Below are 18,549 nucleotides of genomic sequence, written 5' to 3'. Positions count from 1 at the left end.
GGTCAGGGAGCAGCGTGGGCGCCTTCCGAGGTGGCGGCCGGAGCCAGCCGATCGGACAACGCATCGTTGCGGTAGAAGGTGTAGGACAAGGTGATCGTCCGGATTTCCGGCGGCAGGTCCGGATCGACGATGAAGCGCACCGGCATGTCGCGCTTCTCGCCGGCCTGCAGTGTCTGCGCGGTGAAGCAGAAGCACTCGGTCTTGCTGAAGAATCCCGACGCGCGTGCCGGTGCCACCGACGGCACCGCGCTGCCGACCACGGCCTGCTGGCTGTCGTTGCGGGCGAAATACAGCGCTTCGTTGAGCTCGCCGGGCACCACATCCATGGTCAGCTGCTCGGGATGGAACGACCACGGCAGCCGTGAATTGACCCCGCCATCGAACTCCACCCGCACGGTGCGCTTGCCACTGGCGGCACCGGTACTGGCCTCGCTGCCCGGGCCACGTTCCAGGCGCACGCCGAACACCTTCTCGCAGGCGATGCGATACAGCGGCACCAGCGAGAACGTCAGCAGGAACACCACTACCGCCACGCCGATCAGGCGCGGCAGGCCGGCGCTACGTGACGGGGTGGTGGCCGGCGCTTCGCTCATCGACCGATCACGCCGCTGAGGATGAAGCCGACGTAGACCAGCACGGCGATCGCGCCCACCCACAGCGCGGTGCGCTTGGCGCGCTGGCGCTGCTGCTCGATGCCGGTGCTCTGGGCTTCGCCTTCGCGGTTGTAGAGCCGAGCCATGCTCGGCTGCTCTTCGGTGTTGTAGAGCCGAGCCATGCTCGGCCGCTTTTCGTCAGTCGAGCATGGCTCGACTCTACAGCTCTGGAGCGGGCTCTCGTTATGCATGCACCACCTCAATGACCGATATCGTCGTGGGCCAGGTCACCCGGGCGGATGGTCGGCGGCGTGGTGAAGGTGTGCGCCGGTGCCGGCGACGGCAGCGTCCACTCCAGGCCACGCGCGCCTTCCCAGGAGCGCGCCTCGGCCTTCTCGCCATTGCGCAGCGAGGACAGCAGGATCGCAGCCATCATGAACGGCGTGGCGAACATGCCGAACGCACCAATCGAGCTGATCAGGTTCCAGTCGGCAAACGCCACCGAGTAATCGGGGATACGCCGCGGCATGCCGGCCAGGCCGAGGAAATGCTGCGGGAAGAACAGCAGGTTGACGAACACGATCGACCACCAGAAGTGCACCTTGGCCCACTTCTCGCTGTACATGCGCCCGGTCCACTTCGGCCACCAGTAGTACACCGCCGCGATCAGCGCGAACACCGCGCCGGTCACCAGCACGTAGTGGAAGTGGGCGACCACGAAGTAGGTGTCGTGATACTGGAAGTCGGCGGCCACGATCGCCAGCATCAGGCCGGAGAACCCGCCGATGGTGAACAGGATGACGAATGCCACCGACCACAGCATGGGGGCTTCGAAGGTGAGCGAACCGCGCCACATCGTGCTGACCCAGTTGAACACCTTCACCCCGGTCGGGATCGAGATCAGCATGGTGGCGAACATGAAGTAGATCTCACCACCCAGCGGCATGCCCACGGTGAACATGTGGTGGGCCCAGACGATGAATGACAGGAACGCGATCGCCGCGGTGGCGTAGACCATCGCCTGGTAGCCGAACAACGGCTTGCGGCTGAAGGTCGGGATGATCTCGCTGACCACGCCGAAGGCGGGCAGGATCATGATGTAGACCTCGGGATGGCCGAAGAACCAGAAGATGTGCTGGAACATCACCGGGTCGCCACCACCGGCCGCATTGAAGAAGCTGGTACCGAAGAATTTGTCGGTCAGCAGCATCGTCACCGCACCCGCCAGCACCGGCATCACCGCGATCAGCAGGAACGCAGTGATCAGCCAGGCCCAGCAGAAGATCGGCATCTTCAGCAGGTCGATACCGGGCGCGCGCATGTTCAGCACCGTGGCGATGATGTTGATCGCACCCATGATCGAACTGATGCCGGCCACGTGGATGGCGAACACGGTGAACGCGACGTTGTAGCCGCCCTGCAGCGACAGCGGCGGATACAGCGTCCAGCCACCGGCCGGCGCACCACCGGGCAGCAGGAAGGTCAGCAGCAGCAGGCTGAAGGCCACCGGCAACAGCCAGAACGACCAGTTGTTCATGCGCGGCAGCGCCATGTCCGGCGCGCCGATCTGCAGCGGGATCATCCAGTTGGCCAGGCCGACAAAGGCCGGCATCACGCCGCCGAAGATCATCACCAGCGCGTGCACGGTGGTCAGCTGGTTGAAGATTTCCGGACGGATGTACTGGATGCCGGGCTGGGCCAGTTCCAGCCGGATCAGCACGCTCATGAACGCGCCAATGACGAACATGATGAAGCTGAAACCCAGGTAAAGCGTGCCGATGTCCTTGTGGTTGGTCGAGAAGAACCAACGCTCGAAGAAGCTCTGCGGGTGATGGTGATCGTCGTGCCCAACTGCCGAGTGCGCCATTGCAAAACACCTCTCAGGATCGGTTGTCGCCGCGGCCGCGACACGGCCGCGGACAGTTACATCAGGCTCCGCTGGCCGCCGCGGCAGGCGCGTTGCCGGCCTCGGCGGCGGCCGGTGCTGCCGGCTGCGCCGGCGATTCACTGGCCGGCGCGGTGGGTTCGGCGGGCGCGGCAGGCGTCGCGGATGCAGGCGCCGGTTTGCGCTGCGCCAGCCACTGCTTGAACTCTTCCTTGGACACCGCCTCGACCACGATCGGCATGAAGCCATGGTCCTTGCCGCACAGCTCCGCGCACTGGCCGCGGTAGACACCGGGCTGCTCGATGCTGGTCCAGGCTTCGTTGATGAAGCCGGGAATCGCGTCCTGCTTCCAGCCCAGCGCCGGCACCCACCAGGCGTGGATCACATCGTCGGAGGTGATGACGAAACGCACCTTGGTGTCCACCGGCAGTACCAGCCGGTTGTCGACATCCAGCAGGTAGTGCGGATGGCTCTCGCGGGTCGGTACCTTGCCACTCTGCCGCATGCGGTCGGACTCACGGTCCAGGCGGCTGGTGAAGGTCACGTTCTCGCCCAGGTACTCGTACTTCCACATCCACTGGTAGCCGGTGACCTTGACCGTCATCTCGGCATCGCGGGTGTCGTACATCTTGATCAGGTTGGCCGTGGCCGGCCACGCCATCACCACCAGGATGATCACCGGGATCACGGTCCAGATGACCTCGGCCTTGGTGTTGTGGCTGAAGGTGGCGGCGACCGCGCCCTTGGACTTGCGGAACTTGAACATCGCGTAGGCCATGGCGCCGAACACGATCACGCCGATCACCGTACAGACGATCAACGAGAGGTTGTTCGATTCCCAGGCCAGGCGCGAGGTCTGGGTCACCCCCTTGCCCATGTTCAACTGCCACGGCTTTGGATCGGCCGCCTGGGCCAGCGCCGTCCCCGGCATCGACAGCAGGGCCCCCATCGCGGCGGCCATTGCAACGCACTTCGTGCCCCACCCTCTGCTTTGCTTCATTGCCTAGACCCTTAGCGTCGTCGGTTGCCGCCATCGCTGGCGGCGAGCAAATCTTCAAGCGTTTCAACAAGCGTTTGACGTTCGGCCGGCGCGAGAAAACTCCCCACCTCCACCTGCCGGCCGCTGGATGCCAGCCGGACCCTCTGGTCGTCGGTGAGCAGGCGCACCCAATGCGGATGAGCCCGGAACACCGGCGATCCACCGGGCACGGGGATGACCTCCACGTACGCCGGCACTACCCGGATCTCCTCCTGCCGTTCACCGCTGCGCCACAACGCGCGCAACGCAGCTGCCAGCAACAGGCTGTACAGCAGCGCGAACAGGGGGGCGAATGCGTTGCCGGCCACCCACCCGAAGGCGGACACCAGCCACATCACTCCCGACAACACAGCAAACAACAGGACGAACTGCCGGGCATCGAGCGCCCGTGGGGGACGCAGTCGCAGCTGCGTACCTGACCCATCCGGAGCTGTAAGCACCTCGATCATGTCGCAACCGCGTTCCTGCCGCGGGAAACGCCTCGATGGTAGCCCCGCCCTCTCGCCAGTAGCAAGGGTGCATTCACACTTTTTCCGATGCTGCAACACAGCATGACCCCAACAGCACGAATGACGAATTCGGCACAAAACGACCCGACTTTGCTGAACACGCTGAATCCACCACCGCTAGGGGCTATCAGCATTCATGAAGGTGGCTGCGCGGGCCTTCCTGAAGTCGAAAAAATGATTAAAATCGCCAAGTTTTCCACTGGCCGGACCGGCATGAACGCACCTTCCTCTCCCATTGCCGCCAGCGACGCTCCGCGTCCCTCGGCGCTGCTGTCGCCGGAACTGCCGGCGTCCCCCAACCCGTTCCGCCAGGCCATCACCGATGGTTGGTTGAAGGACGAGGCCAGCCATGTGCGCGAACTGCTGGAGCAGGCACGCCTGCCGGCAGACGAGCAGGCCAAGGTGCAGGCGCTGGCCGCCGACCTGGTCGCCCGTGTGCGTGTGCGCGCCAAGGACCAGGGTGCGATCGAAGCCTTCATGCGCCAGTACGACCTGGGCAGCGAGGAAGGCGTGCTGCTGATGTGCGTGGCCGAAGCGCTGCTGCGCATTCCGGACCAGGAGACCGCCGACAAGCTGATCCGCGACAAGCTGGCCGATGCCGACTGGGAAAAGCACCTGGGCGGCAGCGACTCGGTGCTGGTCAACGCCTCCACCTGGGGCCTGATGCTGACCGGCAAGCTGGTGCAGATGAACGACGCCACCCGCGCCGATGCGCCCAGCGCGTTCAAGCGCCTGGTCGGCCGCGTCGGTGAGCCGGTGGTCCGCCTGGCCGTGCGCCAGGCGATGAAGATCATGGGCCACCAGTTCGTCATGGGCCGCACCATCAGCGAAGCGCTGGCACGCTCGCACAAGGGCGACAGCGCCAGCTACCGCTACTCGTTCGACATGCTCGGCGAAGGCGCGCTGACCATGAAGGACGCCCTGCGCTACCTGGAAGACTACCGGCGTGCGATCCACGCCATCGGTGGTGACCACAAGGCGCGTGGTGGCCGTGCCGATGGCGACGTCAACAACGCGCCGGGCATCTCGATCAAGCTGTCGGCGCTGTACCCGCGCTACGAGCATGCCAAGCGCGCGCGCGTGCTGAAGGACCTGGTGCAGGGCGTGCTGGAGCTGGCGCAGTTGGCCAAGAGCTACGGCATCGGCTGCACCGTCGACGCCGAAGAATCCGATCGCCTGGAACTGTCGCTGGACATCATCGAGCAGGTGTTCGGCGATGCCTCGCTGGCCGGCTGGGATGGCTTCGGCGTGGTCGTGCAGGCCTACCAGAAGCGTACCCCGTACACGATCGACCACCTGGCCGACATGGCCCGCCGCGCCGGTCGTCGCCTGCAGGTGCGCCTGGTCAAGGGCGCCTACTGGGACGCCGAGATCAAGCGCGCACAGATCGAAGGCTATGCCGGCTACCCGGTGTTCACCCGCAAGCAGAACACCGACGTGTCCTACCTGGCGTGTGCCAAGCGCCTGTTCACCCATGCCGACGCGATCTACCCGATGTTCGCCACGCACAACGCGCACACCATCGCCGCAGTGCGCAGCATTGCCAATGGCGGGGTGTACGAGCACCAGAAGCTGCACGGCATGGGTGATGACCTGTACGCCGAAGTCGTGCCGGCCGATCGCCTTGGCCTGCCCTGCCGCGTGTACGCGCCGGTCGGCTCGCATGAAGACCTGCTGCCGTACCTGGTGCGTCGCCTGCTGGAAAACGGCGCCAACTCCAGCTTCGTCAACCGCATCACCGACGAGCGCGTGCCGATCGCCGACCTGGTCCGCGACCCGGTCGAGATGGTGTCCTCGTTCGAATCGATTCCGCATCCCAAGATCCCGCTGCCGGTTGACCTGCTGCGCAGCCAGAACCACGACAGGAAGAACTCCATGGGCGCCAACCTCGCCAACGACAACGAACTGCGCGCCCTGGCCGAGCAGCTCAACGCTGCAGTGAAGCCCTGGCAGGCCGCACCGCTGGTGCCGGGCGCGAACCCGACCGGCGCATCGCTGCCGGTGACCAACCCGGCCGACACCCGTGAAGTGGTCGGTCAGTGGCAGGCCGCTGATGCCGCCACCGTGCAGAAGGCGCTGGCCAATGCCGTGGCCGCGCAGCCGGGCTGGAACCGTACCCCGGCCGCCAGCCGCGCCGCCATCCTCGAGCACGCCGCCGACCAGCTGGAAGCGCGGATGCCCGAGTTCATGGCGCTGTGCGTGAAGGAAGCCGGCAAGAGCCTGCCCGACGGCATCGCCGAAGTGCGCGAAGCGGTGGACTTCCTGCGCTACTACGCCAAGCAGGCGCGCGAGCAGTTCAGCCACGCCGAGAAGCTGCCGAGCCCGACCGGTGAATCCAACGAACTGCAGCTGCATGGCCGCGGCGTTTTCGTCTGCATCAGCCCGTGGAACTTCCCGCTGGCGATCTTCCTGGGCCAGGTGGCTGCGGCACTGGCCGCCGGCAACAGCGTCATCGCCAAGCCGGCCGAGCAGACCAACCTGATCGGCTATTACGCGGTGAAACTGCTGCACGATGCCGGCGTGCCGGCGGACGTGGTGCAGTACCTGCCGGGCGACGGCGCCACCGTCGGTGCTGCGCTGACTGCCGACCCGCGTGTGGCTGGCGTGGCCTTCACCGGCTCCACCGACACCGCCCGTGCGATCAACCGCGCGATGGCTGCACGTGACGCCGCCATCGGTGTGCTGATCGCCGAAACCGGCGGCCAGAATGCCTTCATCGCCGACTCCTCGGCGCTGCCGGAACAGCTGGTCAAGGACGCGATCGGTTCGGCCTTCACCTCCGCCGGCCAGCGCTGCTCGGCTGCACGCGTGCTGTTCGTGCAGGACGACATCGCCGACAAGGTCATGACCATGCTGGCTGGCGCGATGAAGGAACTGAAGGTCGGCAACCCCGGCCTGCTGTCCACCGACGTCGGCCCGGTGATCGACGCTGATGCACTGCAGATCCTGCAGGACCACGCCGTGCGCATGGACCGCGAAGCGCGCCTGATCGCGGCTGCCGAACTGTCCGCCGAAGCCGCCAATGGCACCTTCTTCGCACCGCGTGCGTATGAGCTGAAGGACCTGGGCCAGCTGCAGAAGGAGATCTTCGGGCCGGTCCTGCACGTGATCCGCTGGAAGGGCGACCAGCTCGATGCCGTGATCGATCAGATCAACGCCACCGGCTACGGCCTCACCCTGGGCGTGCATTCGCGCATCGACGAGACCGTCGACCGCATCAGCAACGGCGTCCACGTCGGCAACGTCTACGTCAACCGCAACCAGATCGGTGCGGTGGTCGGCGTGCAGCCGTTCGGCGGCCAGGGCCTGTCCGGCACCGGCCCGAAGGCCGGCGGCCCGCACTACCTGCTGCGCTTCGCCACCGAGAAGACGGTGACGGTGAACACCACCGCCGCCGGCGGCAACGCCTCGCTGCTGACCCTGGGCGACTGATTCCAGGCGTCATGCAGTGAACGAAAAACCCCGCGAAAGCGGGGTTTTTTTGTACATTGCCGGTAGCGCCGGGCCATGCCCGGCGACGATCACGCCGCCACGCTGAACCGGTTGTCCGCACGCTTTGCCAGCTCCACCTGCACGCGCGCGATACGCGTTTCCAGATCGCCTTCCAGCAACACGTAGTCGACCCCACGCGCCTGCAGCTGCTGCAGATACCACGCGTGCTGCTGCATGCGGAATTCCTGCCCCACCCGCGTCCCATCCTGCTCGAACGGGATATCCGGCGCACACAGGAACAGCAGGTCGTACGCACGCGCTGCGGCCCGCTGCAGCGGTTCGGGCGCTGTGCCGAACATCCAGCCGCTGTAGCCCAGCGTCACCAATGGCGTGGTGTCGCAGAACAGCCAACGATGCGCGTGCTGCGCGGCGCGATCCTCGTGCTGCGGCTGGGTCGCAGCGATGCGCAGCAGATCCTGCGCCTGCAGCTCACCGCCCTGCTGCTCCCACAACGTACGTCCGAACTCCGGCACCCATGCCGTGCCCAGGCGTTCGGCCAGCACCTGCGCGAGTGTGGTCTTTCCGCTGGACTCGCCACCAATGAAGGCCACGCGCCGCACGTAGGCCGCATACACATCAGCTGACAGGCTGTGCCGGTGCACATGCGGATCGGCGCGCAACTGGGTCCCGCAGGCCTGCCCGATATCCAGGGTGCGCTCCAGGCGCTCATGGCGTACCGGTGCGCCGAAGTGCGCAGCCAGCGCCTGCGCGAAGCCGTCGCCATAGTCCTCGCCGGTAAACACCGCCTGCACCGGTCCACCGAACAGCGTCATGCACAGCCATGCGGTAAACGCGCGCTGCACCTGCTCGTCGTCCTTGTCCTGCGGCAGCTCGCGTACCGGTACCCCTTGCTGCTCGCACATCGCCGCCAGACGCGCATCATCGAGTACCACGATGGTGGCCTGCGGAAAGCGCACGCGCAGCCAGCGTTCGCGGCGCTCTGCGCTGTAGCCGGCAAAGCCCGGTTGCGACCAGCCGATCACCAGCAGCTGCGCGCAGCGTGTAGAAGCGAATTCGATCAGGCGCTCGTGGCCAAGGTGCAGCGGGCAGAACTTGCCGACCACCAGGCCCCGCGCAGCGTGCTCAGGCAACAACATCGGCCGCCTTGGCCTCATCCCGCATCAGGTGCCGCCAGTGACGCAGCGCCACCAGTGCGTTGATCCAGAAGCCGATGTACAGGATCGAGGTCAGGTGCAATCCACGGCTGTAGTACAGCGGCACCGCGACGGTGTTGACCAGCAGCCATACCCACCATGATTCCAGCTTGCGCCGCATCATCAGGATCTGCGCGATCACGCTCAGCACCAGCACCGCCGAATCGATGTACGGCGCATAGGCATTGGTCAGGCGGGTCAGCATCCAGCCGTAACCGAAGGTCGCCAGCACCGCCAATGGCAGCAGCCAGGTCCACGCGCGTGCTGGCAAGCGGGTGATGGGCAGCGGCGCACCATGGTCACCGCGCAGCCACTGCCACCAGCCGAACACGCTGATGACCACGAAGAAGAACTGCAGGACCATGTCCGCGTACAGGTGCGAGCGCTCGAACACCGCGGCGAACAGCGCGCAGCCAACGATGCCCAGCCACCACGTATGCACGTTGTTGCGGCCAGCGAGCAGGATCGAGCCGGCAACGGCGATGTTGGCGGCCAGCTCCAGCTGGAAGTTCGGGTCGGACAGGTTCATCGCGTTATTGTCGCGTAGATCCACGCCAAGCGTGGATGGGAATCATGGGCGCACGCGCACCAGCAACCGCTGGCTCTCTCCGCTTCCCCAGCGCCCTGCCTGCAGGCCGTCTGAAGAGAGCAACGGTGCAAGCCAGCCCGGCAGCTCGATATCCCAGGTCACACCATCGAACGGATGCGGCCAAGGCGTTCCCTGCGGATTCGGCGAATGCAGGTACAGCGCACTCTGGCCGGTATCCTGCGCCAGCATCACCCAACACTGCACATCCTCCCGCTCGCTCGATACAGCCCGCTTGAGCAGCCGCAGCAGCCCTGCGGCAACGGTGGTGCGATCGCTGACATGACGATTGCCGCGCCCCTTCCAGTCAAGATGCGTGTGCCAGTAGTCGAACCATTCCGACTCCTGCACGCGATCCAGCGTCGCGTTCGCCTTGGTCTCTTCCGCAGCCCAGTAGCGGGTCATCTTCTTCAGGTATCGGCGATCGGCCATGAAGCCATTGTCGCAGTAGATCCACGCCATGCGTGGATGCAGATCCCCGGAAAAAAGAAGCCCCGCTTGCGCGGGGCCTCCTTCGTACTGCTTCAGGCAATCGCCGGAATCAGAACTTGTACTGCATCGACGCAGCCAGCACGTCGCCGCTGACCTTGTACTTGCCGGTCACGGTGTTGGCGGTGGCCGAGGTCGAGTTGACGTTCGGATCCTTGGTGAACAGGTGGGTGTAGCCCACGCTGTATTCCATCTTGTCCGAAGCGGCGTAGGTCATACCCAGCGACAGCCATTTGCGGGTGGTGTCCGGCACGCGCACGTCGCGGTGGGCGTCGGTGGTCGGGGTCTGGTCGTACGCCAGGCCGCCACGCAGGGTCAGCTTGTCGTTGACGCGGAAATCGGTACCGATCGACGCGAAGGTGGTGTCGCGGTAGTGGAACGGCAGCACGCTGTCCGGCTGGTTGGAGTCGTAATCGACGACGACCTGGTCGAACTTGCTCCACGCAGTGCGCGTGACTTCGGCCATGATCTGCCACTGGTCGTTCACGCGATGGGTGAAGCCGACGGTGGCGCTGGCCGGCAGGGTGATGGTGGCACGGCCGTTGCTGTCGATGAAGGTGCCCGGGGCAGCGGTGGCCAGGAAGGCGGCAGCATTCTGCGGGATGGTGAAGTCGGCCTTGCCGTCGTTGATCTTGTGCTCGACTTCCGAGCGGTAGCTGAAGGCGATGTTGGTGCCTTCCACCGGGGTGACGGTCATGCCGAGGGTGTAGCCGATCGACACCTCATCGCCCTTGATGCGCAGGTAGCCATCGGCGGTACCCGGCGAGAAGCCGAGCTGTGCGGCCTGTCGGGCAGCGGCCTGCGAAGCGGCAGCGGCCTGGGCCGGGGTGCCACCGGCAGCCAGCACGCGCGCAGCAGCGGTGCGCTGGGCGGTTGCATTGATGGCGGTGCCGGTATCGACGGCGCTGGTCAGGTCGACATTCAGGCGCTCGGCAAACACCGACGCACCGAACGACAGGTACGGGTTGACGTCATAGGAGAACGCAGCGCCCAGGTCGACGGCCTGCAGCTCGGTCTTGACGCCGTTGTAGCGGCCGACCCAGTCACGGTCGTATTCGGTCTTGAAGCCGAACGGCACGGTCAGCGACACGCCGAAATGCATGTTGTTGTTTTCGCCGAACGGGACGTGGAAGTAGGCTGCCGGAACCGGGGCGATCATGCCGGCGTCGCCGCCGTTGCCGCCGGAAATCGGCGCGCCGTTACCGTAGCGGCCTTCGCCGCGGAACTTGGCGCCGAAGCTGATGGCGCTGACGTCGCCCTGCACCATGGTGCCGTCGAGCAGGCGCATGGAGGCCGGGTTGGTGGCGATGACCGAGGCGTCGCCTTCGGTCGAGGTGGAACCAGCGAAGGCGCGGCCCAGGCCCTTGGCGCTGTTTTCCTTCAGCTGGAAGGCGGCGGCGTTGGCATCGGCGGCGGCCAGCGCACCGGCAACGCCGACGGCCAGCAGGGTCAGGCGGGCAATGGTGGAAGCAGTTTGCATCGTAGTTCTCTCTCCGGTAAGCGGTGATGGTGCTCTGAGTGCGCCTGCGCCCGTCAGGCCGGATGGCCCTTCGAAGCGCGCCGGATTCCCCTCCCGACATACGACGCCGTATGCGAGTATTACCCAGAGCCGTTAATGAAACAATAACAGCGCCGGGGCTTTCTTCGTCGCAAAAGCTGAACAGGCTCCCTCCCCGCCAAAAGTGCCCGCACGCTAGGCTAGTGCCATGTTTGTCTCCCTCCCCTCGCGCAAGAAGGCTACCCTGCGTTGGGCTACACCCGTGCTGTTTGCGGCACTGTGGCTGGCATTCCTGTGGTCGATCTCGCGCCCGGACGATGCCCGCGGAAGCCTGTGGCTGGACTGGGGCGCCCTGTCCACCGGCCTGACCCACCCGCTGGACTGGTGGGCGACCCTGCAGGACGGCAGCGTGCTGCGCCTGTTCACCGCCCTGTTCCTGCACGCCGACTGGTCGCACCTGCTGGGCAACCTGGTGTTCCTGCTGATCTTCGGCCTGCCGGCCGAGCGGGTGCTGGGCCCGTGGCGGCTGCTGCTGCTGTTCCTGGTGGGTGGTGCGATCTCCAACCTGGTCGCCATCTACACCATGGGCAGCCCGGACCAGATCATCATCGGCGCCAGTGGTGCGGTGTCGGCGTTGATCGGCGCCTATCTGGCGCTGTTCCCCGGCGCGCGCCTGGGCGTGGTGATTCCGCTGGGGCTGTTCCTCGAATTCGTACGCGCCCCGGCCTATCTGCTGATCGGTGTATGGGCGGCGCTGCAGGTGGTGTTCGCCTACATCGGCCCGACCTTCGGCATGGTCGCCTGGTGGGCGCACATCGGCGGCTTCGTGTTCGGCGTGGTGTACGGCATGTACGTGCGCGCGGCGATCGCGCGGCGCCTGCGCAAGCGGCACGGATTCTGAGTCCCGGGTAGTGCCGGCCGCTGGCCGGCTTCACGCTCACCCGCTCGTCCGTGGCGTCGAGCGCGCTCGACTGCTTCACTGATATGGATCTGCTCCGTCCGCGATGATGCCGGAAACGTCACTCGCGACTGACCACCAGGGTGTTGTGGTGGGTATCAAACAGCAGCGTAGCGCCGCCATCCAGCACCAGGAAGTACTCGAAGAACGGCAGCTCGCCAAGCAAAGGAATCACCTCGCCAGGCCGCAGTGCCCACACCGGCCAAGGCGATGCGCGTTCGTCTGACGCCACCAGACAGATTTCCCCGCGCACGTCCGCCAACAGCACGCTCAGGCGGGAAAGGCCTTCTTCACTGCCCTCATATTGAATCTCACGATCCATCAAGGGCGCACCCGCCCACCAGAAGATGCGGCGGGAATCGATCCCATGGCGTACGGCCAGAGAGTCCAGCAGGAGGGCAGCCCGATCCGTCGGAAATGGTCCGCGTTCAAGCAGATCGCTGATCGCGGTGGCGAGGGTCGAATCGTCCATCGATCGATTCTATCGGGCGACACATGTGGCCGTGCCGCCTCACTTATGTACGTAGCTTCGCCGGGCATGGCCCGGCGCTACCGTCAGGGCTTGGCTGGGGCTGGGACGGGCTTCGCTTCCGGCTTCGCTTCGGGCTTTGATTCCGGATTCGCTTCCGGCTTCGCTTCAGCCTTGGGCTCCGCCTTCGGCGCCGGCTTGGCGGCGGCCTTCGCTGCCTTGTCCGCTTCGGCCTTCGCGGCTTCTGCCTTCAAGCGCGCCGCCACCGAACCCGGGTTCTTCAGCTCGGCCAGCGCATCGTTGATCGGGCCATCGCCCGGCAGCACGGCGCCTGCGTGGTAGCCCTCGGTGCCTTCCTCGTCACCACGCAGGTGGCCCGGCAGGGTCGCTTCGCTGTAATCACTCAGGCTGGCCGGCAATGCCTCGTCTTCCGGACGCGGTGCGGCCTTCAGTTCCACTTCCGGCACGATGCCGGTGGCCTGGATCGATTTGCCGCTGGGCGTGTAATAGCGAGCCGTGGTCAGCTTCACCGAATCGCCGTTGTCCAGCGGCAGTACGGTCTGCACCGAGCCCTTGCCGAAGGTGCGGCTGCCGATCACGCGCGCGCGCTTGTTGTCGCGCAACGCACCGGCCAGCACTTCCGATGCACTGGCCGAACCGGCATCCACCAGTACCACCACCGGCGCCCCCTTCAGCAGGTCGCCCGGAGTGGCGTCGAAGCGTGCATCGCTGATGCTGATGCGGCCACGGGTGCTGACGATGTTGCCCTTGTCGAGCAGGTCATCGGCCACCTGCACGGCAGCGGTCAGCAGACCACCCGGATTGCTGCGCAGATCCAGCACCAGCCCCTTGAGGTTGCCGCCGGACTGCTTCTGCAGCTGCTGCAGGTGCTTCTGGAAATCAGAGCCGGTGTCGGCCTGGAAGGTGCTCAGGCGGATGTAGCCATAGCCCGGCTCCAGCAGGCGGCTGCGCACGCTGGTCACGCGGATCGTCTGCCGGGTCAGGCTGACGTCGAACGGCTTGGGCTTGCCGTCGCGGACGATGGTCAGCACCACCTTGCTGCCGGCCGGACCACGCAGCGGTTCGCTGGCATCGATCGCGCTGATCGGCTTGCCATCGATGGCGATGATCAGGTCACCGGCGAGGATGCCGGCCTTGGCCGCCGGGGTGTCGTCGATCGGCGAGATCACCTTCATGCTGGCGTTGTCCGGCTGCTGCTGCAGCTCCACGCCGATGCCTTCGTAGGCGCCGTTGGCCTGCTCGTCGAACGCCTCCGCGTCTTCCTTGTTGAAGTAGGTGCTGTGCGGATCGAGGTCGAGCAGCAGCCCGCGCACGGCCGACTGCATCAGCTTGTTGTCATCGACCGGATCGACATAGGCCGCGCGCACCGCGTTGTAGACGGCCACGAAGCGGCGGATGTCGTCCAGCGGCACCTTCGAGGTCACCGCCTCCTCGCTGCTCGCCGCCTTCCCCGGAGTTTCCTTCAACGGGATGGGGGCGGTCTGCTGAGCCCAGGACAGGGCCGGCAACAGAGCCAGCAAGAGGGTGGCGGTACGGGCTGCGCGCATGGATCACTCCTGTCGACGATGGCATCGTGCCCAAGGCACATGCACCGATTATGCGCGAAGCGTGGCTAAATTCCCGTTGAATCCGGCCTCGTGCGGCCAGCCGGAATTCAGCGCCGCTGCAGCCAGCTGTCCGGATTGACCGGTTGCCCACCACGGCGCAGCTCGAAGTACAGCGCCGTCACGCCCTGGCCACCGGAATTGCCGACCTTGGCCACCGCATCGCCGCGGCTGACCCCCGCGCCGGCATCCTTCAGCAGGGTGTCGTTGTGGGCGTACAGGCTCATGTAGCCATTGCCATGGTCGACGATCAGGATCATGCCGTAACCGGTCATCCAATCGGAGAACACCACGGTACCGTCGGCCACGGCGGTGACGGTGCTTCCGGCAGGTGCGCCGATCAACACACCACTGCTGGTGCGGCCGTCCGGCAGCTTGCCGCCATAGCGGGCCAGCAGATTGCCCGACAGGGGCCAGCCCAGGCCTCCGACCTTCGGCGCTGGCGCCGAGGCAACCGCGGGGGGAACCTTGGTCGGCGGCGGCGGTGGCCGGCCGGCGGCAGCGGCCTGGCGGGCCGCGCGCTCGGCGGCGGCTTTTTCGGCAGCGGCCTTCCGGGCGGCAGCACGGCGCTCTGCCTCGGCACGGGCCGCAGCCGCGCGCAGGTTGGCCAGCAGGGTTTCCAGTGCCTTGGCATCCTGGCCCAGTGCCTGTTCCTTCTCGCGCTTGTCCTTGAAACGTTCTTCCAGCGAAGCCACGGTCTGCGCGCGTTCGCGCCGGTCCGACGCGAGCGTGGCGACCTGCTGCTTCTGGTCGCGATGAACGCCCTGCAGCTGCTGTTGACGCTGGGCGATCTGCGTCTGCAGTGTCTCCAGCTCCTTCAGGTCGGCCGTCAGCGTGGTGATGCGCTGCGCACGCTCGCGCTGCAGGTAGCGGTGATACGCCAGCGCACGGTTGGCGTCGGCCACCGTGTCCTGCGAAAGCAGCAGCTTCAACGGCGCGTGGTTGCCCAACTGGTAGGCGGCGCGCAACAGGCCCGCCAGTTCGCGATTCTGCTTGGCCAGGTTGGACTGCAATGCATTGCGCCGCTGTTCGGCCTGGGCCAGCGCCTGGGTCTGCTCACGCAGCGCCGCCTCGGTCTGGGCCAAGGTGCGACCACTGCGCGCGACTTTTTCATCGGCCTCGCGCAGCTGCTGCGACGCCTGTCCGCGCTGGCCCTCGATCTGCCGGCGCTCCTGCGCCACACCCTTCAGCTCGGTACGCAGCTTCTGCAGCTTGCGCTCGGCCTCGCGGGTCGAAGCGGTCTGCGCCGCACCCGGCAATGGCAGCGCCAGGGCAAGCGCCATTCCCAGCAACAGGCAACGTCCACCGCGCAGGGTGGCGATGTGATGCCGGCGTGAGGGGAAGACGTTGTTGCGCAAGGGCTTTCCAGTGACTTCAGGCAGATGCGGAGACGTGCGGGGAATGGTGACATCTCCGCACGCGGCCTGCCAGCCGCACAACAACGAGGTTCCCATGAAAGCTCTCTCCATTCCGCTGCTGTTGGGCATTGCGCTGGCCAGTGGTCCGGCCTGGGCCCAGGCGGACGTCAGCAAGGTCAATGGCAGCATCAGCGCCGATCCGGGCCAGCGCTACGGCAAGCTGGACACCGTCAATGGCGGCATCCGTGTCGGCGAAGGCGTGGAAACCGGCAGCATCGACACCGTCAACGGCGGCGTCAAGGTCGCCGATCGGGCCCGCACCGGCAGCATCGAGACGGTCAACGGCGGCATCCGCATGGGCCGCGAAGTGACGGCTCACGGCGATGTCAGCACGGTCAACGGCAGCATCTTCAGCGACCAAGGCAGCCAGATCGAAGGCGGCGTGGAAACCGTCAACGGCGGCATCGGCCTGGTCGGCAGCCGCGTGCGCAAGGACGTGGAGACCGTCAACGGCGACATCACCGTCGGCATCGGCTCGCAGGTCGGCGGCGGCGTGCATGTGCGCAAGCCGAACTTCAGCGTCTCGCTGACGGCCAGTCGCAAGCCGCGGGTCATCATCGGCCCCAATGCGGTGGTCAACGGCAGCCTGCTGTTCGAGCGCGAGGTGGTGCTGTACGTCCACCGCAGTGCACGCATCGGCGCGGTCACCGGCGCCGATCCGATCCCCTTCGATACCGATACCGCCCCGGCCGACTGAGCCTGCGGCTTGGGCGATACTCCAGATACCGGTCGCGCCTGCTGCGCGGCCGTCCCTTGTGTTTCCAGGAACCGATGATGCCCCGCAAACTCCTCCTGTGCCTGGCCGCTGCGGCCGCGCTCAGCGCCTGCAAAGGCGAAGATACCCCGGCGCCGGCGCCCAGCGCCGACAGCACCGCCAAGCCGGCCCCGCACACGTTCTCAGCCGCGATCAACGCCGCCGACTTTGCCGAGATGGTGAAGACCCTGGCCTCTGACGAATTCGAAGGTCGCTCGCCCGGCAGCAAGGGTGAAGAACTGACGGTCAACTACATCCGCGACCAGATGCAGCGCATCGGCCTGCAGCCCGGCAACGGCGACAGCTGGTTCCAGGACGTGCCGATGACCGAGACCACGGCCGATGAATCGACCGTGCTCACCCTCACCCAGGGCGGCAAGACGCGCGAACTGAAGTTCGGCACCGACATGGTGGTGGGCACCCGTACCGGCCAGACAGAAGTGAAGGTCGATGCCAGCGACCTCGTCTTCGTCGGCTACGGCGTGGATGCACCCGAGCAGAAGTGGAACGATTACGCCGGCCAGGACTGGAAGGGCAAGACGGTGGTGATGTTCGTCAACGACCCGGGCTTCCATGTCGGTGATGAAAAGCTGTTCGACGGCAAGCGCATGACCTACTACGGGCGCTGGACCTACAAGTTCGAGGAAGCCGCGCGCAAGGGTGCCGCCGCCGCACTGATCGTGCATGACACCGCAGGCGCTTCCTACGGCTGGGACGTGGTGAAGAACTCCTGGGCTGGCCCGCAGTACGACCTGCCGGCCAAGGACGACGCCGAACCGCGCCTGCCGGTGCAGGGCTGGTTGAGCGCCGACGCCGCCAGGGCGCTGTTCGCCGGCGCCGGGCTGGATCTGGACCAGGCTTACAAGGACGCGAGCAAGCGCGGTTTCAAGCCGGTGCCGCTGAAGGCAACCGCGTCGGTGGACCTGAAGAGCAAGGTCGCGCAGAAGCAGTCGCGCAACGTGGTGGGCGTACTGCCTGGCAGCAAGCGCGCCGATGAGGCCGTGCTGTACATGGCGCACTGGGACCACCTCGGCAAGCACGAGGGCGAACAGGGCGACAACATCTACAACGGTGCCGTCGACAACGCGACCGGCGTGGCCGGCATCCTTGAGGTGGCCGAAGCGATGGCCCACCAGGAGCCGAAGCCGGAACGTTCGGTGGTGTTCCTGGCGGTGACCCTGGAAGAATCCGGCCTGCTGGGTTCGAAGTACTACGTCGCCCACCCGACCTTCCCGCTGGACAAGATCGCCGGTGTCATCAACATCGATGCGATGTCGGTGACCGGTCGTGCCAAGGACGTGACGGTGACCGGCTTCGGCAGTTCGGAGCTGGAAGACATCCTCAAGCCGCTGGCTGCAGCGCAGGATCGCACCCTGCACGGCGAGACCTCGGTACAGAGCGGCTTCTACTTCCGTTCGGACCACTTCAACTTCGCCAAGGCGGGTGTGCCGGCGCTGTATGCCGACGGCGGTGAGGACCTGCGCGACGGTGGCGTCGAGGCCGGCCGCAAGGCGGCCGCCGACTACGGTTCCAACCGCTACCACGGCCCGAAGGACGAGTATGACGCGGCGACCTGGAAGCTGGATGGCACGGTCGAGGACCTGCAGCTGATGTACGGCGTCGGCAAGGAACTGGCCGGCGGCGATCGTTGGCCGAACTGGTACGAAGGCAATCCGTTCAAGGCTGCGCGCGACACGATGATGAAGGCCAAGGCACCGGCCGCTGCGGCGAAGTAAGTCCGCCTGCCGTTGAGCTGTACAGAAAGCGGCGCCCCTTGGGCGCCGCTTTTTTGTGCGTGTGTGGAGGGCGCATCCGGCCCCGCTGTTGGTAGTTGCCAACCTTGGTTGGCAGCACCGTACGCGGCGGCGGCATCCACGCATATGCCGGCCCGCGGCCCGCACTAGCCGGTATTTCCTGCGCACAAAGAAAAACCCCGCTGCGTGAGCAGCGGGGTTTTTGGGTATAAACCCTGGCGATGACCTACTCTCGCATGGCTTAGGCCACACTACCATCGGCGCAGCTACGTTTCACTTCCGAGTTCGGGATGGGATCGGGTGGTTCCATAGCGCTAATTTCACCA

Annotated in this window: 16 protein-coding genes and 1 rRNA gene; 4 read left to right on the top strand and 13 right to left on the bottom strand. The window is 66.0% G+C overall.

All coding sequences use genetic code 11. The features are described from left to right. Positions 1–2: 2 nt before the first annotated feature. The 5 genes from CR919_RS18970 to CR919_RS18950 all read right to left on the bottom strand — a co-directional run bounded on the left by CR919_RS18970 (position 3) and on the right by CR919_RS18950 (position 3,966). On the bottom strand, positions 3–593 hold the full coding sequence (locus CR919_RS18970) for a cytochrome c oxidase assembly protein (protein WP_099821337.1): 591 nt from the start codon (positions 591–593) through the stop codon (positions 3–5). Beyond that, complete coding sequence (locus CR919_RS18965; protein WP_099821336.1) at positions 590–844, bottom strand: hypothetical protein; 255 nt, start codon at positions 842–844, stop codon at positions 590–592. Before CR919_RS18965 ends, CR919_RS18970 begins: the two co-directional genes overlap by 4 nt. Before the next feature lie 8 nt (positions 845–852). Continuing rightward, complete coding sequence (gene ctaD / locus CR919_RS18960) at positions 853–2,460, bottom strand: cytochrome c oxidase subunit I (protein ID WP_025878294.1); 1,608 nt, start codon at positions 2,458–2,460, stop codon at positions 853–855. 61 nt (positions 2,461–2,521) lie between these two features. Continuing rightward, positions 2,522–3,478, bottom strand: a complete 957-nt coding sequence (gene coxB / locus CR919_RS18955; RefSeq protein ID WP_099821335.1) for a cytochrome c oxidase subunit II — start codon at positions 3,476–3,478, stop codon at positions 2,522–2,524. A gap of 11 nt (positions 3,479–3,489) precedes the next feature. Continuing rightward, positions 3,490–3,966 (bottom strand): DUF2244 domain-containing protein, encoded by a 477-nt coding sequence (locus CR919_RS18950; RefSeq protein WP_089238213.1) that lies wholly within the window; start codon positions 3,964–3,966, stop codon positions 3,490–3,492. A gap of 273 nt (positions 3,967–4,239) precedes the next feature. Between CR919_RS18950 and putA the strand changes: the two genes are divergently transcribed. Next, positions 4,240–7,458: a bifunctional proline dehydrogenase/L-glutamate gamma-semialdehyde dehydrogenase PutA gene (gene putA, locus CR919_RS18945; RefSeq protein WP_099821334.1), complete on the top strand. Its 3,219-nt coding sequence runs from the start codon at positions 4,240–4,242 to the stop codon at positions 7,456–7,458. 89 nt (positions 7,459–7,547) lie between these two features. Here the strand turns inward: putA and CR919_RS18940 are convergent, their stop codons facing one another. The 4 genes from CR919_RS18940 to CR919_RS18925 all read right to left on the bottom strand — a co-directional run bounded on the left by CR919_RS18940 (position 7,548) and on the right by CR919_RS18925 (position 11,227). Further along, on the bottom strand, positions 7,548–8,615 hold the full coding sequence (locus tag CR919_RS18940) for an AAA family ATPase (protein WP_099821333.1): 1,068 nt from the start codon (positions 8,613–8,615) through the stop codon (positions 7,548–7,550). Continuing rightward, complete coding sequence (gene pnuC, locus CR919_RS18935) at positions 8,602–9,201, bottom strand: nicotinamide riboside transporter PnuC (protein ID WP_099821332.1); 600 nt, start codon at positions 9,199–9,201, stop codon at positions 8,602–8,604. The genes CR919_RS18940 and pnuC overlap by 14 nt, the downstream gene beginning before the upstream one ends. Before the next feature lie 42 nt (positions 9,202–9,243). Continuing rightward, entirely contained in the window at positions 9,244–9,720 is a 477-nt protein-coding gene (locus tag CR919_RS18930; RefSeq protein WP_099821331.1) for a hypothetical protein, read from the bottom strand. Between the two features lie 79 nt (positions 9,721–9,799). Further along, positions 9,800–11,227, bottom strand: a complete 1,428-nt coding sequence (locus CR919_RS18925; protein WP_099821330.1) for an outer membrane protein transport protein — start codon at positions 11,225–11,227, stop codon at positions 9,800–9,802. A 226-nt stretch (positions 11,228–11,453) separates the two neighbouring features. On the opposite strand from CR919_RS18925, the gene CR919_RS18920 reads away from it, so the two are divergent. Further along, a complete protein-coding gene (locus tag CR919_RS18920) occupies positions 11,454–12,146 on the top strand; it encodes a rhomboid family intramembrane serine protease (protein ID WP_025878304.1) in 693 nt (230 codons plus the stop codon). 118 nt (positions 12,147–12,264) lie between these two features. On the opposite strand, the gene CR919_RS18915 is transcribed toward CR919_RS18920, so the two are convergent. From CR919_RS18915 to CR919_RS18905, 3 genes are all read right to left on the bottom strand, one after another. Beyond that, positions 12,265–12,675, bottom strand: a complete 411-nt coding sequence (locus CR919_RS18915; protein ID WP_099821329.1) for a hypothetical protein — start codon at positions 12,673–12,675, stop codon at positions 12,265–12,267. An 83-nt stretch (positions 12,676–12,758) separates the two neighbouring features. Continuing rightward, positions 12,759–14,240, bottom strand: a complete 1,482-nt coding sequence (locus tag CR919_RS18910) for a S41 family peptidase (protein ID WP_099821328.1) — start codon at positions 14,238–14,240, stop codon at positions 12,759–12,761. A 107-nt stretch (positions 14,241–14,347) separates the two neighbouring features. After that, positions 14,348–15,580: a peptidoglycan DD-metalloendopeptidase family protein gene (locus CR919_RS18905; RefSeq protein ID WP_279324061.1), complete on the bottom strand. Its 1,233-nt coding sequence runs from the start codon at positions 15,578–15,580 to the stop codon at positions 14,348–14,350. 169 nt (positions 15,581–15,749) lie between these two features. Between CR919_RS18905 and CR919_RS18900 the strand changes: the two genes are divergently transcribed. After that, positions 15,750–16,412 (top strand): hypothetical protein, encoded by a 663-nt coding sequence (locus CR919_RS18900; protein ID WP_099821326.1) that lies wholly within the window; start codon positions 15,750–15,752, stop codon positions 16,410–16,412. 77 nt (positions 16,413–16,489) lie between these two features. Beyond that, positions 16,490–18,205 (top strand): M28 family metallopeptidase, encoded by a 1,716-nt coding sequence (locus CR919_RS18895; protein WP_099821325.1) that lies wholly within the window; start codon positions 16,490–16,492, stop codon positions 18,203–18,205. A 231-nt stretch (positions 18,206–18,436) separates the two neighbouring features. On the opposite strand, the gene rrf is transcribed toward CR919_RS18895, so the two are convergent. Then, positions 18,437–18,549 (bottom strand): 5S ribosomal RNA (rrf, locus tag CR919_RS18890); the annotation flags it as partial.

The sequence above is a fragment of the Stenotrophomonas sp. LMG 10879 genome, from assembly GCF_002750935.1.
Taxonomy (GTDB): domain Bacteria; phylum Pseudomonadota; class Gammaproteobacteria; order Xanthomonadales; family Xanthomonadaceae; genus Stenotrophomonas; species Stenotrophomonas lactitubi_B.
This window is presented reverse-complemented; position numbering and strand designations above follow the sequence as displayed.

Excerpts from the sequence above, each read along its gene's own strand:
- CR919_RS18970 (WP_099821337.1), bottom strand. The coding sequence starts at position 593 with ATGAGCGAAGCGCCGGCCACCACCCCGTCACGTAGCGCCGGCCTGCCG.
- CR919_RS18965 (WP_099821336.1), bottom strand. The coding sequence starts at position 844 with ATGCATAACGAGAGCCCGCTCCAGAGCTGTAGAGTCGAGCCATGCTCG.
- ctaD (WP_025878294.1), bottom strand. The coding sequence starts at position 2,460 with ATGGCGCACTCGGCAGTTGGGCACGACGATCACCATCACCCGCAGAGC.
- coxB (WP_099821335.1), bottom strand. The coding sequence starts at position 3,478 with ATGAAGCAAAGCAGAGGGTGGGGCACGAAGTGCGTTGCAATGGCCGCC.
- CR919_RS18950 (WP_089238213.1), bottom strand. The coding sequence starts at position 3,966 with ATGATCGAGGTGCTTACAGCTCCGGATGGGTCAGGTACGCAGCTGCGA.
- putA (WP_099821334.1), top strand. The coding sequence starts at position 4,240 with ATGAACGCACCTTCCTCTCCCATTGCCGCCAGCGACGCTCCGCGTCCC.
- CR919_RS18940 (WP_099821333.1), bottom strand. The coding sequence starts at position 8,615 with ATGTTGTTGCCTGAGCACGCTGCGCGGGGCCTGGTGGTCGGCAAGTTC.
- pnuC (WP_099821332.1), bottom strand. The coding sequence starts at position 9,201 with ATGAACCTGTCCGACCCGAACTTCCAGCTGGAGCTGGCCGCCAACATC.
- CR919_RS18930 (WP_099821331.1), bottom strand. The coding sequence starts at position 9,720 with ATGGCGTGGATCTACTGCGACAATGGCTTCATGGCCGATCGCCGATAC.
- CR919_RS18925 (WP_099821330.1), bottom strand. The coding sequence starts at position 11,227 with ATGCAAACTGCTTCCACCATTGCCCGCCTGACCCTGCTGGCCGTCGGC.
- CR919_RS18920 (WP_025878304.1), top strand. The coding sequence starts at position 11,454 with ATGTTTGTCTCCCTCCCCTCGCGCAAGAAGGCTACCCTGCGTTGGGCT.
- CR919_RS18915 (WP_099821329.1), bottom strand. The coding sequence starts at position 12,675 with ATGGACGATTCGACCCTCGCCACCGCGATCAGCGATCTGCTTGAACGC.
- CR919_RS18910 (WP_099821328.1), bottom strand. The coding sequence starts at position 14,240 with ATGCGCGCAGCCCGTACCGCCACCCTCTTGCTGGCTCTGTTGCCGGCC.
- CR919_RS18905 (WP_279324061.1), bottom strand. The coding sequence starts at position 15,580 with ATGGCGCTTGCCCTGGCGCTGCCATTGCCGGGTGCGGCGCAGACCGCT.
- CR919_RS18900 (WP_099821326.1), top strand. The coding sequence starts at position 15,750 with ATGAAAGCTCTCTCCATTCCGCTGCTGTTGGGCATTGCGCTGGCCAGT.
- CR919_RS18895 (WP_099821325.1), top strand. The coding sequence starts at position 16,490 with ATGCCCCGCAAACTCCTCCTGTGCCTGGCCGCTGCGGCCGCGCTCAGC.